Annotated in this window: 14 protein-coding genes; 2 read left to right on the top strand and 12 right to left on the bottom strand. The window is 74.8% G+C overall.

The genetic code is table 11. The features are described 5' to 3' along the window. Positions 1-441 precede the first annotated feature (441 nt). Complete coding sequence (locus tag VIW71_RS05825) at positions 442-1,023, top strand: TMEM165/GDT1 family protein (RefSeq protein ID WP_331620888.1); 582 nt, start codon at positions 442-444, stop codon at positions 1,021-1,023. Positions 1,024-1,105: 82 nt separating this feature from the next. Here the strand turns inward: VIW71_RS05825 and VIW71_RS05820 are convergent, their stop codons facing one another. From VIW71_RS05820 to VIW71_RS05765, 12 genes are all read right to left on the bottom strand, one after another. Then, positions 1,106-1,759: an HAD-IA family hydrolase gene (locus tag VIW71_RS05820; protein WP_331620887.1), complete on the bottom strand. Its 654-nt coding sequence runs from the start codon at positions 1,757-1,759 to the stop codon at positions 1,106-1,108. A 213-nt stretch (positions 1,760-1,972) separates the two neighbouring features. Further along, on the bottom strand, positions 1,973-2,542 hold the full coding sequence (locus tag VIW71_RS05815; protein WP_414720671.1) for a hypothetical protein: 570 nt from the start codon (positions 2,540-2,542) through the stop codon (positions 1,973-1,975). A 150-nt stretch (positions 2,543-2,692) separates the two neighbouring features. Beyond that, positions 2,693-3,793, bottom strand: coding sequence for a peptidoglycan-binding domain-containing protein (locus VIW71_RS05810; RefSeq protein WP_331620886.1), 1,101 nt, complete (start codon positions 3,791-3,793; stop codon positions 2,693-2,695). Between the two features lie 398 nt (positions 3,794-4,191). Continuing rightward, positions 4,192-4,584: a GNAT family N-acetyltransferase gene (locus tag VIW71_RS05805; protein WP_331620889.1), complete on the bottom strand. Its 393-nt coding sequence runs from the start codon at positions 4,582-4,584 to the stop codon at positions 4,192-4,194. A 252-nt stretch (positions 4,585-4,836) separates the two neighbouring features. After that, positions 4,837-5,694 (bottom strand): ECF transporter S component, encoded by an 858-nt coding sequence (locus tag VIW71_RS05800; RefSeq protein WP_331620885.1) that lies wholly within the window; start codon positions 5,692-5,694, stop codon positions 4,837-4,839. A gap of 194 nt (positions 5,695-5,888) precedes the next feature. Continuing rightward, a complete protein-coding gene (locus VIW71_RS05795; RefSeq protein ID WP_331620884.1) occupies positions 5,889-7,505 on the bottom strand; it encodes an ABC transporter ATP-binding protein in 1,617 nt (538 codons plus the stop codon). Further along, complete coding sequence (locus VIW71_RS05790) at positions 7,502-8,641, bottom strand: CbiQ family ECF transporter T component (protein WP_331620883.1); 1,140 nt, start codon at positions 8,639-8,641, stop codon at positions 7,502-7,504. Before VIW71_RS05790 ends, VIW71_RS05795 begins: the two co-directional genes overlap by 4 nt. Next, positions 8,614-9,363 carry an SCO2322 family protein gene (locus tag VIW71_RS05785; RefSeq protein WP_331620882.1) on the bottom strand — a complete coding sequence of 250 codons (750 nt, stop codon included), beginning with the start codon at positions 9,361-9,363 and terminating at the stop codon, positions 8,614-8,616. The genes VIW71_RS05790 and VIW71_RS05785 overlap by 28 nt, the downstream gene beginning before the upstream one ends. 329 nt (positions 9,364-9,692) lie before the next feature. Then, positions 9,693-10,946 (bottom strand): prenyltransferase/squalene oxidase repeat-containing protein, encoded by a 1,254-nt coding sequence (locus VIW71_RS05780; RefSeq protein WP_331620881.1) that lies wholly within the window; start codon positions 10,944-10,946, stop codon positions 9,693-9,695. A gap of 114 nt (positions 10,947-11,060) precedes the next feature. Then, complete coding sequence (locus VIW71_RS05775) at positions 11,061-11,261, bottom strand: DUF397 domain-containing protein (RefSeq protein WP_331620880.1); 201 nt, start codon at positions 11,259-11,261, stop codon at positions 11,061-11,063. A 28-nt stretch (positions 11,262-11,289) separates the two neighbouring features. Beyond that, positions 11,290-12,144, bottom strand: a complete 855-nt coding sequence (locus VIW71_RS05770) for a helix-turn-helix domain-containing protein (RefSeq protein ID WP_331620879.1) — start codon at positions 12,142-12,144, stop codon at positions 11,290-11,292. A 798-nt stretch (positions 12,145-12,942) separates the two neighbouring features. Further along, positions 12,943-13,593: a TetR family transcriptional regulator gene (locus tag VIW71_RS05765; RefSeq protein WP_331620878.1), complete on the bottom strand. Its 651-nt coding sequence runs from the start codon at positions 13,591-13,593 to the stop codon at positions 12,943-12,945. Positions 13,594-13,727: 134 nt separating this feature from the next. Here VIW71_RS05765 and VIW71_RS05760 point away from each other — a divergent pair. After that, on the top strand, positions 13,728-15,025 hold a 1,298-nt coding region (locus VIW71_RS05760), incomplete at its 3' end, for a glycosyltransferase family 4 protein (protein WP_331620877.1).

Here is a 15,025-nt window from a genome sequence, read left to right as displayed (position 1 = left end):
GCCGGATCACCCGGCTGGTACCAGAGGGCTGACGCACGAGCTCGCGCAGTGGCCGGCCGAGGTACGAGGCCGTCCGCGGAGCGAGTGAGCGGGATGCCCGAGTGGCACGGCGTGGGCTGTGGCACGGGCTCGCGCGGTGGCGGGCCGGGGTGCGGGGCGGTCCGCGGGGTGAGTGAGCGGGATGCCCGAGGGGAATCGCCGCCGAGCGTCCCGTAGACTGGCCGCACCAGAAGGGGAGTAGCTCTTCGCCGGACCGTCGACATACTGCCGGGTGCCCGTTCGTAGGAACGCCACCGGGCCGGCGCCCGGAGGCGGCACACCGTGTGTGCCCGCCAGCGAGACCTTCGGCCGCAGTGTTCCGACGCTGCTGTGCCGAGGCGACCCCAGAAGTGAGTGGTTTCTCCCGGTACGGCGGCCCGACCGATCGAGGACCCGACTTCCGTGCTCAGCCTCACCGTCATCGCCGTCGTCTTCGGCGTGATCTTCCTGGCCGAACTGCCCGACAAGACCGCGCTCGCCGGGCTCATGCTCGGCACGCGCTACCGCGCCTCGTACGTCTTCTGCGGCGTCGCCGCGGCCTTCGTCGTCCATGTGGCGCTCGCCATCGCCGCGGGCAGCCTGCTGACCCTGCTGCCGCACCGCTGGGTGCAGGGCGTGGTGGGCCTGCTCTTCCTCGGTGGCGCGGCGATGCTGCTGTTCTCCGGGGACGACGAGGAGGAGGCGGTCCGCCCGCCCGCCGACCAGAGCTTCTGGAAGGTCGCGGCCAGCGGATTCACGCTCATCCTGGTCGCCGAGTTCGGCGACCTCACGCAGATCATGACCGCGAACCTGGCCGCGCGCTACGACGACCCGTTCTCGGTCGGCCTCGGCGCGGTGCTGGGGCTGTGGGCGGTCGCGGGCCTCGGCATCTTCGGCGGGCGGCTGCTGATGAAGCGGGTGCCGCTGGCGCTGATCACGAAGGTGGCGGCGGCGGTGATGGTGGTGCTGGCGGGGTTCAGCCTGTACGAGGCCGTCGCGGGTTGAGCGCGGCCGGGGCTCGGCGCGGCTCGGCGCCGGGTCCCGGCCGTGGCGGGGGCGGTGGGGGGCCCGGCGGGGTTTCGCCCGCTCAGCCGGCGGTGACGCGCAGGCGGCCGTCCGCGGTCGTCTCCACCCGTACGTCCTCCAGCGACGCGACATGGGCGGTCGGGGCGTGGACGGCGGCGCGCGGGCCGACGCCGACCACCCGCATCCCGGCCGCCCGGGCGGCGGCGATACCGACCTGCGCGTCCTCGAAGACCAGGCACTCCTCGGGGGCGAAGCCCAGTTCCGCGGCGCCCTTGAGGAAGCCTTCCGGGTCGGGCTTGCTGGCGCTCACGCGCTCGGCGGTCACCAGGACCGGCGGCAGCGGAAGGCCGGCGGCGCCCATCCGGGCCCGTGCCAGCGCCTCCCCCGCGGAGGTCACCAGCGCGTGCGGGCGGCCCGCCAGCGACGCGAGGAAGACGGGGGCGCCCAACACCGGGACCACGCCGTCGAGGTCGGCGGTCTCCTCGGCCTGCACGAGGGCGTTCTCGGCGTGGTGCTCCGCCATGGAGCGTTCCGGGAGGAACTCCGCCATCGTGAGGTGGCCCTGCCGTCCGTGCACGGTCGGCAGCACGACGGCCGGGTCCAGCCCGTGCCGCCCCGCCCACCGGCTCCAGCACCGCTCCACGACGGCGTCGGAGTTCACCAGCGTCCCGTCCATGTCGAGCAGCAGCGCGTGTGCGGTGAAGACGGATGGCATGGAGCTCCTCGGGAAAACCTCGCGGGCCGGTGGCGACACAGCCAGTGGCCCCGCCCGCCGGTCAGGGTGAGCGGGCGGAACCACTTTGTTCCTTCACTATACAAATGAGGGGTGCGGGGCGCTACCCCGTTTGCGGCCCCTCCGCGGGAGACAGGGGACGGGAACTGCGACCGCGGTCCCGGGGTGCGGGTGCGGAGGTTTTTTCGCGGGTTCTCACGGCTCCGGGTTGACGTACTGGAGCAGGCCCCAGGTGAAGTGGGCGACGACGCGTGGCCCCGGGGGCCGAGGGGTGAGGGCGAGCCGGGAGCGGGTGGGGGCGTCCGGGGGGAGGGGGGTCGCCGGGGGGAACGCCCGGGCAGCCTCGTCGACCGTGCAGGACCAGGGCGTGAGGTCGGCGGTGGTACGCAGTGGGGGCGCGGGCGCGTCCGGGGCCCGTACCAGCCACTCGTTCCAGATCGCACCGCCATCGGGCGCGCACAGCACCTCGAACCGCAGCTCCGGCCAGAGCGGGACCGGCCACAGCAGCGCCCGGCAGGTCAGATCCCCGATCCGCCGCTCCTGCTCGGTCTCGGGCCGGCCCAGCGCCGTACGGTAGCGCCGCTCACCGCCGGGAAACGTCCGGGAGCGCAGCCGCGCCTGCCATCGCTTGTGCGCCTCCCGCAGATCCGTGTGCGTCGCCCCGAGTTCGCGCAACGCGTCGTCGACCAGCCCGGGTTGGTGATCGGCCATCCGCCGCAGCAGGACGAGCTGGAAGTGGCCGATGCCGAAGGGTTCCGTGGGCACCGCCCGATCCTACGGGGGGCCTGCGCGCTCGCGGGTTCTCCGCGGAGTGCGGGCACTTCGGCCGCGGTCTCGCGTCGCCGGTGCGGAGTCGGGCGAGCCGGGCAGCGTTCCCCCGCGGGGCACACCGCGGGGCGCGGATGTGTCTGGCCCTCAGGCCAGGGGTGTCAGCAGTTCCAGGGTGGCGCGGGTGGCGGGGCCGTAGACGCCCGGGAGGTCGCCCGGGACGGCGTACCACTCCTGGAAGGTGGCGACCGCGTCGGCGACCTTGTGGTCGAAGTCGCCGTCGGCCCGGCCGTGGTAGACCCACAAGGCGGCGAGGCGGCGCTGGAGGTCGGCGACCGCGGGGCCGGTGTCGCCCAGCTGGAGCAGGGGGTCGGGGGCGGGCGGGGCGACGGGGGTCTCGGCCGGGGGCGGGGTGGTGACCGGCGGGGCGGAGGGGACGGTGTCGGACTGGGGGGTGATCGTGCCGCTCGTGGCGGCCGGGGTCGTGGGCGCCGGGGTGGGCGTGGCGCCGGCCGCCGGGGCGGTCGGGGACGCGGCGGGCGACGGGGACGCGCTGGGAATGAGGCCGACGGTGACCGGCAGGGCCCGGTGGGTGACGGCGGACGCCGTCTTTCCGCCGGCCGGTGCCGCGTCCGAGGGCAGGGTGACGTCCGGCATGGACGTACTCCGGTCGGGCAGGGCACGGTCGCTCGGGCCCCGCTGGTCGTCCGTCACCTGCCCGGTGACCGTCACCGCCCCGGCGGCCAGCGCGGACGCCGCGACCGCCGCAGCGGTGATCACCATCCCGCGCCTGCGCCGCCGGTGCCGACCGTGCTCCGCCTCCGGGTAGACCGCCTCCGGCTCCTCCTGCGGGTACTCGAAGCCCGAATACGCCTCATACGCCGAGTACGCCGCAGGCACGAGTTCCGCACCGGCCGCCACCGGCCCGTCCGTGTCGGCCGGGACCAGCGGCCGTACGGCCGGCTCACCCGCCTCGGCGCCCGGTTCTCCCGCCTCGGCCACGTACGGCCGGATGCGCAGTGGATGGAAGCCCTCGGCCACCGCGATCGCGGCGGCCCGTTGCGCCTGCCGCTCGGCCGCCCGTATCTCGCCGGTGCCGGTGCTGTCCGAACCGCTGTCCGAACCGCTGTCCTGCCCGCCGTCCGAACGGTCGCCGCCCGGAGCGGCGCCGCTCCGGCCAGGGTCCGACGCGCCGCCGTCCGCGTCCTCACCGACCACGTAAGGCTGTTCCGCCTGCTGCGGCGCCACTGGGTCCCCTCCCGCCGTCGTCCCCCGCGTCGGTCATGGCACATCGTCCGTCGAGTCGTAGTCAGGAGCGATTATGCCGATCCCTCCCGGTCCCGCGCAGCCGCTCCCCGCACCGGTGGCCGCCGATTGGACGCCATACCCGTACAAAGGGTGGGAACATGAGGTTCCGACCCTCGGGGGGACGGGGCGAGGAGCCGGTCACGGCCAGGACACCATGACGGCCGCGGGCCGGCGGCGGCACCGGGTGAGCCCCGGGACAAGCGGCCACCGGGATCGTGCCGAGCCGGCGTCACCGGTGGCGCCGGCACGGCCGCCAGCAGCGCCGAGGACAGGCGTTCGCGGGTCAGGGCACGTTGCGGAAGCGGCGCCCAGAGAGTGGTCGACGCTGACTGCTTCGGTCAGCCCCTGGCCGGCTCGACCAGGCGGAACATGCCGGTCATGTCGCCGGGGGCGAAGCCGTCCCGCTGGTAGAGCGGGACGGCACCATCAGTGGCAAACAGTCCGACGAACGCTGTTGCCGGCGCTGTGCACGCCACATGGTCCAGCAGTCGGCGCAGTAGTGCTGTCCCGATTCCCGCACCCTGGTATGCGGGCAGTACGGCGAGATCCTGAACGTAGAAATACTTGACGCCGTCCCCGACCAGGCGGCCCATGCCCACAACCTGGCTGCCGTCAAGGGCGACCACACCGGCCAGCGATCCGTCCAGGGACGCGGGCATGGTCTCCCAGTCGAAGGCCGCGGCCCAGCCGACTGCTTCGGCGAGTCGGCGATGCTCGCCTGGGGTGGCCAGACGGTCGAGGAAGGTGCAGGGTGTCGATCACGTGGCCGATCGTGGAGCAGCGGGGCCGGGCGGAGCAAGCGATTTACCCGGTCACGATCGACACCACACCGCCGCCACGGTCCACGGCGCATGGCGACTTCCGCTGGGCGAACCCCAGCGCGCCCGACCTTCGCATATGCGACTGGGAGGGCTGGGGTCTCGCTCCGACGGGATACGACGCCGCCGCACTCCGTGAAAGCCCGGCAAGCGGGGCCGTGGACGCTAGCCCGGCGGCTCGAACGTGACCGGTGCCGAGAAGGCCGCGCGGCGGGTCGCGCGGCGCAGCGCGCGGAGGACCGGGGGACCCAGGGTGAAGGAGAGGACGGCGGTGAGGGCCGCGCGGGGGAGGTCCCAGCCGAGCGAGGTGGTGAGGCAGTAGGCGGTGAAGCGGGCGAGGTTGGTGGGGAGGGCGGCGTCCGGGTCGTAGGCGATGTTCGAGGTGAGGTCGCCGAGGTAGGGCCAGCCCTGGAGGTTCATCACGGTGCCGTAGCCGACGGCGGACACCGCGCCGTACCCCGCGAGCAGCGCCGCCTCACCGCGTCCGCGCAGGGTGTCCGGGCGGGGCAGCAGCCCCGCCCCCATCGTCACCCACCCCATCGCCAGCATCTGGAACGGCATCCACGGCCCCACCCCGCCGGTCAGCAGCGCGGACGCGAACATCGTCAACGAGCCGAGCGTGAAGCCGAATCCGGGCCCGAGCACCCGCCCCGAGAGCACCATCAGGAAGAACATCGGCTCGATCCCGGCCGTCCCCGCACCCAGCGGCCGCAGCGCGGCCCCAGCCGCCGCCAGCATCCCCAGCATCGCGATCGCCTTCGCGTCCATCCCGGTGTCCGAGACCGTCGCGATCACCACGGTGACCAGCAGCGGCAGCAGGGCCGCGAACAGCCACGGCGCGTCCGCGCTGTGCGCCGCCACCGACGACCCGTGCACGGCCAGCAGCGGCCACCCGAACGCGGCCACCCCGATCGCCGAGACCAGTCCCAGCACCGCGACCGACCGCACCCCCAACCGCACGGGCCGCACCTGCGGCACCCCGCCGGCGTCCGGCCCGCCGACCCGGTCCGACTCGGCGGCCACGTCCGTCGTTCCGGGCCGTTCGCCGTCGCGGGGCGTGGTGGTCGGAGGTCGGGTGGCCCTGTTCGGCGTTTCGGGTCGGTGCCCGGCATCGGGCCCGGCGGCCCGGCTGCCCGGCGCCGAGCCGTCCGGTCCGGGGCCGCCCGGTCCGGGACCGCCCGGCGCGCAGCCGCCCCGCCCCGGACCCCGCTGCTCTCTCACGGCGTCCCCTCCAGGGCGCGAGCCACCTGGCCGACCGTCAGCCACCGGGCGGGGGCGAGTATCTTCGCGACCTGCGGGGCGAACGCGGGGGAGGACAGGACGACCTCCGCCGCCGGGCCGTCGGCGACGATCTCGCCGTCGGCGAGGATCACCACCCGGTGGGCGAGTTCCGCGGCGAGCTCGACGTCGTGGGTGGCGAGGACGATCGCGTGGCCGACGGCGGCCAGCGCGCGCAGGTGGGTGACGAGGCGGGACTTGGCCGCGTAGTCGAGGCCGCGGGTGGGCTCGTCGAGCAGGAGCACCGGCGGCTGGGCGGTGAGGACGATCGCGAGCGCCAGGGTGAGGCGCTGGCCCTCGGACAGATCGCGGGGGTGGGCCTCGTCCCGTATGCCCGGCAGGAGTTCGGCGACCAGGGCACGGCAGGTGCCGGCCGGCGCTCCCGCGTCGCGGTCCGCGGTGTCGCACTCCGCGGCGACCGTGTCCGCGTACAGCAGGTCCCGCGGCTCCTGGGGGACGAGGGCGATCCGGCGGACGAGGTCGGCGGGGCGCGTGCGGTGCGGTACGGCGCCGCCGACGGTGACCGTGCCCGACGCGGGGGCGTGCAGGCCGACCAGGCCGGCGAGCAGCGTGGACTTGCCCGCGCCGTTGCGGCCCATCAACGCGACCGTCTCGCCCGCCCGTACGGTCAGATCGACCCCGCGCAGAGCCTCGGTACGTCCCCTGCGGATTGCCAGCCGCTCGGCGCGGACGAGCGGTTCCGCGCCGGACACGGCGGCCGACGGGGAACGCGGTGTCCGGTCCGCCAGGCGGTCCCGCAGCGGCCCCGCCCGGCGGCGGGCGTCGCGTACCGACAGGGGCAGCGGGGACCAGCCCGCCAGGCGGCCGAGGGTGACGACCGGCGGGTGGACGGGGGAGACCGACATGATCTCGGCGGGCGGGCCGACGAGCGGGGGCCCGCCCGGCGACGGGAGGAGGATCACCTGGTCCGCGTAGTGCACGACCCGCTCCAACCGGTGCTCGGCCATCAACACGGTCGTCCCGAGGTCGTGCACCAGCCGTTGCAGCACGGCCAGCACCTCCTCCGCCGCCCCCGGGTCGAGCGCCGACGTCGGCTCGTCCAGCACCAGCACCTTCGGGTGCACGGTCAGCACGGACCCGATCGCCACCCGCTGCCGCTGCCCGCCGGACAGCGTCGCGATCGGCCGGTCCCGCAGCTCCGTCAGCCCCAGCAGGTCGAGGGTCTCCTCCACCCGTCGCCGCATCGTCTCCGGCGGGACGCCCAACGACTCCATGCCGTAGGCGAGTTCGTCCTCGACGGTGTCCGTGACGAAGTGGGAGAGCGGGTCCTGCCCCACCGTGCCGACCACGTCGGCGAGTTCACGCGGCTTGTGGGTACGGGTGTCCCTCCCGGCCACGGTGACGCGTCCGCTCAGGTGCCCGCCGGTGAAGTGGGGTACGAGTCCGCTCACGGCCCCCAGCAGCGTGGACTTGCCCACCCCCGAGCCGCCCACCAGCAGGCACAACTCGCCCTCGGGCACGGTCAGATCGACCCGGTGCAGGGCCGGCGCGGCGGCCCCCTCGTAACGGACGGAGACGTGCTCGAAGCGGATCACCGCGCGGCCTCCTTCGCGCCGGCCGACGCCGGTGACGGCGCCACGAACGCCGGCAGCAGGCCCAGCAGCAGCGACACCGCCGGCCACACCGGCAGCGTGGGCGCTGTCAGCGGAAACGCCGGCGGGTCCAGCGGCGCCGGGTCGAGTCGCGTGGCCGCGATCATCAGCGCCCCCACCGCGGCCCCGGAGGCGGAGACCAGCCAGGCGCGCGGACCCCAGGGGTCGGGCCGGTACCGGGTACGGACCGACCGGCGGCCGCCCAGGCGCAGGCCGGCCAGTGCCGCGGCGAGGCCGAGCAGCAGTACGGGCAGGCCGTAGCGGCCCCCGCTCGCGGAGAGCAGCGCGTACGTGCCCGCGCAGACGCCCAGCAGCCCGCCGACGGTCAGCGCGGCGGTGGCCCGCCGTACTCCCGGCGGAACGTGCGCCGTACGACCGTAGCCGCGGGCGTCCATCGCCGCCGCCAGCGCCACCGACCGTTCCAGCGCGCCCTCCAGGACCGGCAACCCGACCTGGAGCAGGGCCCGTACGCCCCGGTCGTCCCGCCCCCGCAGCCGCCGTGCGGCGCGCAGCCGGGCCACGTCCGCGACCAGGTGCGGCGCGAACGTCATCGCCACCACCGCCGCGACCCCCGCCTCGTACAGCGCGCCCGGGAGCGACTTCAGCAGCCGCGCCGGGTTGGCCAGCGCGTTGGCCGCGCCCACGCACACCAGCAGCGCGGCCAGCTTCATGCCGTCCCGGAGCGCGAACACCAGCCCCTCCGCGGTGACCCGCCCACCGATCCGCACCCCCTGGGCCCAGCCGGGCAGCGGCACCTCGGGCAGCGTCACCACCACATGCGTTCCCGGCACCGGCGACCCGAGCAGCACCGCGAAGGCCAGCCGGATCACCAGCACCGCGAAACCCAGCCGCAGGAACGCGCCGTACGAGCGCGACCAGGGCGCGTCGGTACGGCGGGCGGCGACGACGTACCCGGCGACGGCGACGACCAGCGCGAGCAGCAGGGGGTTGGTGGTCCGGGACGCGGCCGTGGCGAGGCCGAGCGCCCACAGCCACCAGGCGCCCGCGTGCAGCGCCCGGGAACGGTCGGCGCGCGGAGCCCGCAGCACGTTCACGACCGGCGGCGACGGGTCTGCCACACGCCGGCTCCCCCGAGCGCGAGGACGACCGCGACCCCCGCGAAGAGGCCGAGCGCCGGGCCAGGGCCGCGCGAGCCGCCGCCGTCGGACGGCGAGGCCTCATCCGTACGGTTCGCGCACGCTCGGGCGGACGCGGAGGCGGTCCCGCCCGCCCCCGCCGTGCCCGGGACCGGGTCCGTGCGGTCCGCGCACGCCGGGGCGGACGTGGAGCCCGTACCCCCGCTGCCCGCCACCTGCTCGCCGCACCCCGTGCGCGGGTAGCCGCCGATCGCGCACAGGATGCCCGAGGAGTCGTACCGCAGCGGGCGGGCCACCGCGGCCAGCGCGTCCGCCGAGGAGGCGTCCGACGGGACCCGGGCACACGCCGTGCGCACCGCCGGCGGGGTCTCGCCGCCGGGGGCGTCCGCGGTGGTACCGGGGTCGATGAGCAGGGCGATCCGCTTCCTGCCCGGCGCCGGGGGCGTCCCGGCGCAGATCGCGGTGAAGTCGGCCGTGCCGCGGGGACGGGCCGCCTTCGCCGCCGCGTCCTCGCTGACCGCGAACCGCCACCCCTCCACGGCGCCGTCCTTCGGGGTGTGGAGGGCCGGGCCGCTCTGGGCGTAGGTCCACGCGTCCGCGGACCGCAGCCAGTACGACCAGTAGCGGTACCCGGTGGCTTGGGCGGGCGCGGCGGCGAACGCGAGCAGCGCCGCGGCCAGCGCCGCCGCCACCCCCGCCGTCATCCCGGTACGGACGGCGGCCCGAGCGCGGACCGCCCGGTCGGCCGCACCGCCGGGAGCCGGCGGCCGGTCGCCGGTTCGCGCGCCGCGCGCCGGGCTGTTCGGAGCTTTCCGGTCTGCCTGGCTGTTCGGTGCCGCGTGGTTCGCCGGGTTGTTCGGGGTGTTCGGTTGTCCGCTTGTTGGTGCGCCGCGGCCCCGGCCGTTCGGCTCCGCACGGTCCATCGGGCCGTTCGGCTCCGCCCGGCCCACCGCGCTGTCGGGAGCCGCCGGCCGCACGGTACTGGCTGCGGGGCCCGGACCGCGCGCCGGGTCGTGCGGCCTGCGCCCCCGCATCAGCCGCGCTGCCGCTTGCGACCGCTCAGCAGGAAGCCGACGCCGACGCTCGCGACGAAGAACACGCCGACGATCAGCCAGGTCGAGGTGCTGGACGAGCCGTCCTCGCCGTCCTTCTTCTGCTTCGTGGCCGGGGCTGAACTCCGCGTCGGCGAGGCCGAGGCCGTGGCCCGGGCGACCGGCGCCGGGCCCAGGTTCGTGAGCTGCCGTACGAAGTCCGCGCCGGACGCCTTTCGCGGGTCGTTGCCGGTGGCGTACGCGGCCAGGACGAGCTGGGAGAGCGCGGCGGGGTTGGCGTGCGCCCAGGTCGCGGAGTTGGCGGTGAGCCAGGCGTACGCGGCGCGCGCCGGGGCGAGTTGGCCGCCCGCGGCGAGCGCGACGACCGCGTCGGCGGTGGTCCCGTAGTCCGGGGTCGGCTGGTCCGCGCCCGGGGTGAGCGCGGTGAGGTGGTCGCCGCCGGCCGTGAGCTGCGCGGTCAGGTACGCGGCGGCGGCGTCCGCAAAGGCGTCGGGGCCGAGCGTGGCATAGGCGTTCTTCGACGTCGCGCAGTCCGGGGCGGCGGCCTGCCGCTCGGTCGGCGCGGAGACCACGAAGCCCGCACCGCGGGCGCCGCGGACGGCGTCCGCGGTGGCCTTGGCGTTCACCGACAGCTTGCCGTTCATCGGGTAGCCGAAGGCGCCGCGCTCGGCGGGCCGCGCCGCGCAGCCGAACTGGAAGCCGCGCAGGGCGTCGTACGGGGTGTGGCCGGTTTTCGAGGTCGCGCCGCCCGGGTCGGTGCCCGCTGCCTTCAGCGCGCCGATCACCACGGCCGTGGAGTCGGGGTCGGAGGCGCCGCCGGGGTTGTACGACCAGCCGCCGTCCGGGTTCTGGACGCCCTTCAGCCACCCGGTGGCCTTCGCCACGGCCGGTCCGTGGCCGCCGAGCGCGGCCAGCGCCTGGACGGCTATGCCGGTGGCGTTGGTGTCCTCCGCCTTCGGGGCGCACGGCTTCGCGGTGTCCGCGCGGAAGGAAGGGAAGCCGCCGTCCGCGCACTGCTGGGCGGTGAGCCAGTCGACCGCCGCCGGCGCCGGGGTCACGTCCGCGGTGTGCAGGGCGAGCAGCGCGTAGCTCTGCCGCCAGACGCCGTCGTACGTGGGGTCCGCGGCGCCGTACAGCCCGGCGGGCGGCGGGCTCGCCGACGCGACGGAGGTCGTCAGCGCGGTCAGCGTCGAGGCTGCCGCCACCAGGAGGGCGGCGCGGCGGCGCAAGGGCATGGTGGACGCCTTTCCGGGTACGGGGGGAACCCCTCACCTTAACCTGCGGGGTGCTCTCCCCGGCCAGGGCCTGTCCGGCACGATCCGCCGGACAGGCCCTGGCCGCCCCGAGGCTCATTTCTGCGGCCGTACGCCGTGGGGGCCACGTTTGATGCCCTGGAGGAAACGGGCGAGGTTGTTCCGCGTCGTGGTCAGCACGATCGTCGGGTCGTCGCTCTCGCGGAGCAGGACCGCGCCCCCGTGTGCGGCCAGCTCGACGCACTCGCCTTGCTCCTGCGAGTACGTGGACTTCTGCCAGATCAGGGACGCGGTCATGTATGCATGGCCTTTCAGAGGTCAGAGGTCAGAGGTCTCGGGCGACGCTGTGGATGAAGTCCCGCGACCGGGGCCGGTCGAGGGCCACGGCCGCCAGCGTGTCGTACAGGACGCGGTAGTTGGCGAGCTGCGGCGCCGCGTGCAGGAAGCTGATGCCGTGCGCCGAGTCGATCTGTACGGTGTCGAGCGCGCGGACGGGTCCGCTGGCGTAGAGCATCGCGTGGCCGGATCCGATGTGGCCGTCCGCCGCGAACGGGATGACGCGCACACTGATCTGCGGCAGGTGGCTCAGCTCCTGGATGTGTTCGAGCTGGGACCTGGCGACCTTCCCGCCACCGAACCGCATGCGCAGCGCCGCCTCGTGGATCAGTGCCTCGTACGGCGGCGCGGACTCCCGGTACAGCACCCCGGAGCGTTCCATACGGTGCGCCACCCGCGCCTCCAGCTCGTTGTCCGGCAGCGGCGGGATGGCGTATCCGAAGACCGTACGCGTGTAGTCCTCGGTCTGGAACACGCCCGGCATGTGGGTGATCTGGATGGTGCGGAGATGAAAGGCATGGTGTTCCAGCTCGGCGACGTCCAGCAGCGCCGCGGGGACCACCCCGCGGTACGTCTCCCACCAGCCCTTGCGGCCCTGGCCGTTGGCCATGGAGACGAGCGCGTCGATGAGGGCGGTGTCACCGCACTCGTAGAACGCGGCGAGGCGGCGTAAACGCTCCTCGCTCACGCCGAGCCGGCCCGCCTCGATGTGACTCACCTTCGCCGGGTCGGTGCCGAGCAGCCGCGCGGTGTCGCGGGCGGTGATCCCTGCGGCTTCCCGCATTTTCCGTAGCTCCGCACCGAGGCGCTCCTGGCGGGCGGTTGCGGTGCTTCTGAGCGGCATAGTGTCCCTTCTTGATGCTGATCCGAGTGTGCCGTTCCGCTCTCGCGGGGTCCAGATCGTTTCTGGAAAATTCGGAGACAAGGTTGCAGAGGGGCATTATTGCCCCATAATGCCTGCACGTCCTTGCGTATGCGGACAGTCAACCCCCTTGTCGAGCAACCCCGTTGACCGGGTACGCGGTAGAAAGCCACGCCGTGTGGGCGGTGGGATGCATGACGACTGGTGCGGCGGGAGCGTCAGTTGGTGCGACTGCTTTTCGCTCCGCGAACCCGGCGCCGGGAAGTGCGCGACCACTCCGCTGCCCCGGACCGTCGTCGATCGCCGGCCGTACGTACGTCAGGTCGAGTTCACCGACCAGCGGGTGGCGCCGGACAGCAGCGGGACCTCCTCGCGCGCCGCGGCCCCGGCGCCCTGCGGCGCCCCCCGGCCGGCAGCCCGGCCGCCGCCGCCGACGGATCGGCCCCCTCACGGCGCGATCGCGGAAAACCGCCGAGTTCCTTGCGGCTGTGCTGGCTCAGCGGGGGCCTCCACCTGTCTCCACCGGTACGCGACCGGTTTGCGCGTGCCGGAGCACGTCCGGTCCTGGTGCTGTCACCACCAGTAAAACCGCCACTCTTCAGGCCTGCCACGCGCGCACGAGGGCCTGACCGCCCGCCGCCCCGGAGCCCGTCACCCCGTAGGTCCGGACGCCCCACCCTGCCGGTGGCGCGGCGCCTGCCGCGCGGTGTGCGGGACGGGCGCTGCCAGGGGCGCTGAGGATCGGGCCGGCGGCCTTCGGGTGAGGGGCGGCGGGACGGTTCAACCCCCGGACCCGCTCCCCGCCCCCGGCACGTCCAGCAACCCGCACACCGTACGGATGTCCGCCGTCACCTGCGCCACCGACGCCCGCCCCGCCAGCCAGCTCACCAGCGCCGCGTGCCAGGTGTGCTCGATCACGCGGACCGCCGCCAGCCGCCCGTCCGGGGCCGGGGCCGGGGCCAGCCCGGCAGCGGCCCCCGGAGGGACCGGCTCCATCGCGTCGAGGATGATCGTCGTCGTGAGCCGCGACACCGTGCCGACCTCCGCGCTCACCGAGCGGTCGGCGAAGATCAGCGCGCGGACCATCGCGTCGGCGAGTTGCGGCTCGCGCTGGAGCGCGCGGAAGGCCCGCAGCAGGGTCTCGGCAACGCGTTCGCCGGAAGTGGTGGCGGCGGGCGGGCGGTTGCGCAGCGCCTCGTGGAGCTGGCCGAGCTGGTCCTCCATGGTGGCGACCAGCAGGTGGATCTTGGACGGGAAGTAGCGGTAGAGGGTGCCGAGCGCCACCCCGGAGACCTCCGCGACCTCCCGCATCTGCACCGCGTCGAATCCGCCCCGGCAGGCCAGCACGGTGCTGGCGTCCAGGATGCGGCGGCGCCTGGCCTCCTGCCGTTCGGTCAGCCGCACGGGTGACGGCTTGGGGTCGGTACTCATGTGTCCCATTCCTGGGCCGGGCGGACCGTACGGTGGCGGGCGGATGCGCGTTCTGTACGATCGGGTCTGAAACTTGTTCTAGATTAGCGCGACCGGTTACGCTCCGGCTTTGTCGCAGCGAGAAGGGGGCCGGAGTGACCTCACAGGCCAGGCCGCTGAGGATCGCGCTGCTCAGCTACAAGGGCAACCCCTTCTGCGGCGGCCAGGGCGTCTACGTGCGGCACCTCTCCCGCGAACTGGCCGCGCTCGGCCACCGCGTCGAGGTGATCGGCGCGCAGCCGTACCCCGTGCTCGACGCGGCGGACGCCGCGACCGGGGGCAGCGTGACCCTCACCGAGCTGCCCAGCCTGGACCTGTACCGGGAGCCCGACCCGTTCCGTACGCCCCGCCCCGGTGAGTACCGCGACTGGATCGACGCGCTGGAAGTCGCCACCATGTGGACCGGCGGGTTCCCCGAACCGCTCACCTTCAGCCTGCGGGCGCGGCGCCATCTGGCCGCCCGGCGCGCCGACTTCGACGTCGTCCACGACAACCAGACGCTCGGGTACGGGCTGCTCGGCCTCGGCCTGCCGCTGGTCACCACCATCCACCATCCGATCACCGTGGACCGCCGCCTGGAACTGGCCGCCGCGCGGGACTGGAAGCAGCGGCTGTCGTACCGCCGTTGGTACGGGTTCACCCGCATGCAGAAGCGGGTCGCCCGGCGGCTGCCGTCGGTGCTCACCGTCTCCGGGTCGTCCCGCGACGAGATCACCGAGGACCTGGGGGTGCGGCCGGAGCGCATCCACACCGTGCCGATCGGAGCGGACGCGCGGCTGTTCTCGCCCGACCCGGGCGTCGCCGAGGTGCCCGGGCGGATCGTCACCACCTCCAGCGCCGACGTACCGCTCAAGGGCCTGGTCTTCCTGGTCGAGGCGCTCGCCAAGCTACGTGTCCAGCGGCCCGACGCCCATCTGGTGGTGGTCGGAAAGCGCCCGGACAAGGGCCCGGTCGCCGAGGCCGTCGCCGGCTTCGGGCTCGCGGACGCGGTGGAGTTCGTCAAGGGGATCAGCGACACGGACCTCGTCGACCTGATCCGCAGCTCCGAAGTGGCCTGCGTGCCGTCCCTGTACGAGGGCTTCTCGCTGCCCGCCGCCGAGGCGATGGCCACCGGTACCGCCCTGGTCGCCACAACCGGCGGCGCGATCCCGGAGGTCGCCGGGCCCGACGGGGAGACGTGCCTGGCGGTGCCGCCGGGGGACGCCGGCGCGCTGGTCGGCGCCCTCGACCGCCTCCTGGACGACCCGGCGCTGCGCCGCCGCCTGGGCGCCGCCGGCCGCGCCCGGGTACTGGCCCGCTTCACCTGGGCCCGCGCCGCCGAGACCACGGCGGAGCTGTACCGGGAGGCGATCGCGACGCAGAACCGGCGGAGGCCCGGTGAACCGCCGACCCC

The sequence above is a fragment of the Streptomyces sp. genome, assembly GCF_036524955.1.
Taxonomy (GTDB): Bacteria; Actinomycetota; Actinomycetes; order Streptomycetales; family Streptomycetaceae; genus Actinacidiphila.
Note: the sequence above shows the minus strand (reverse complement) of the source record. Positions and strands in the feature narration are given on the sequence as shown.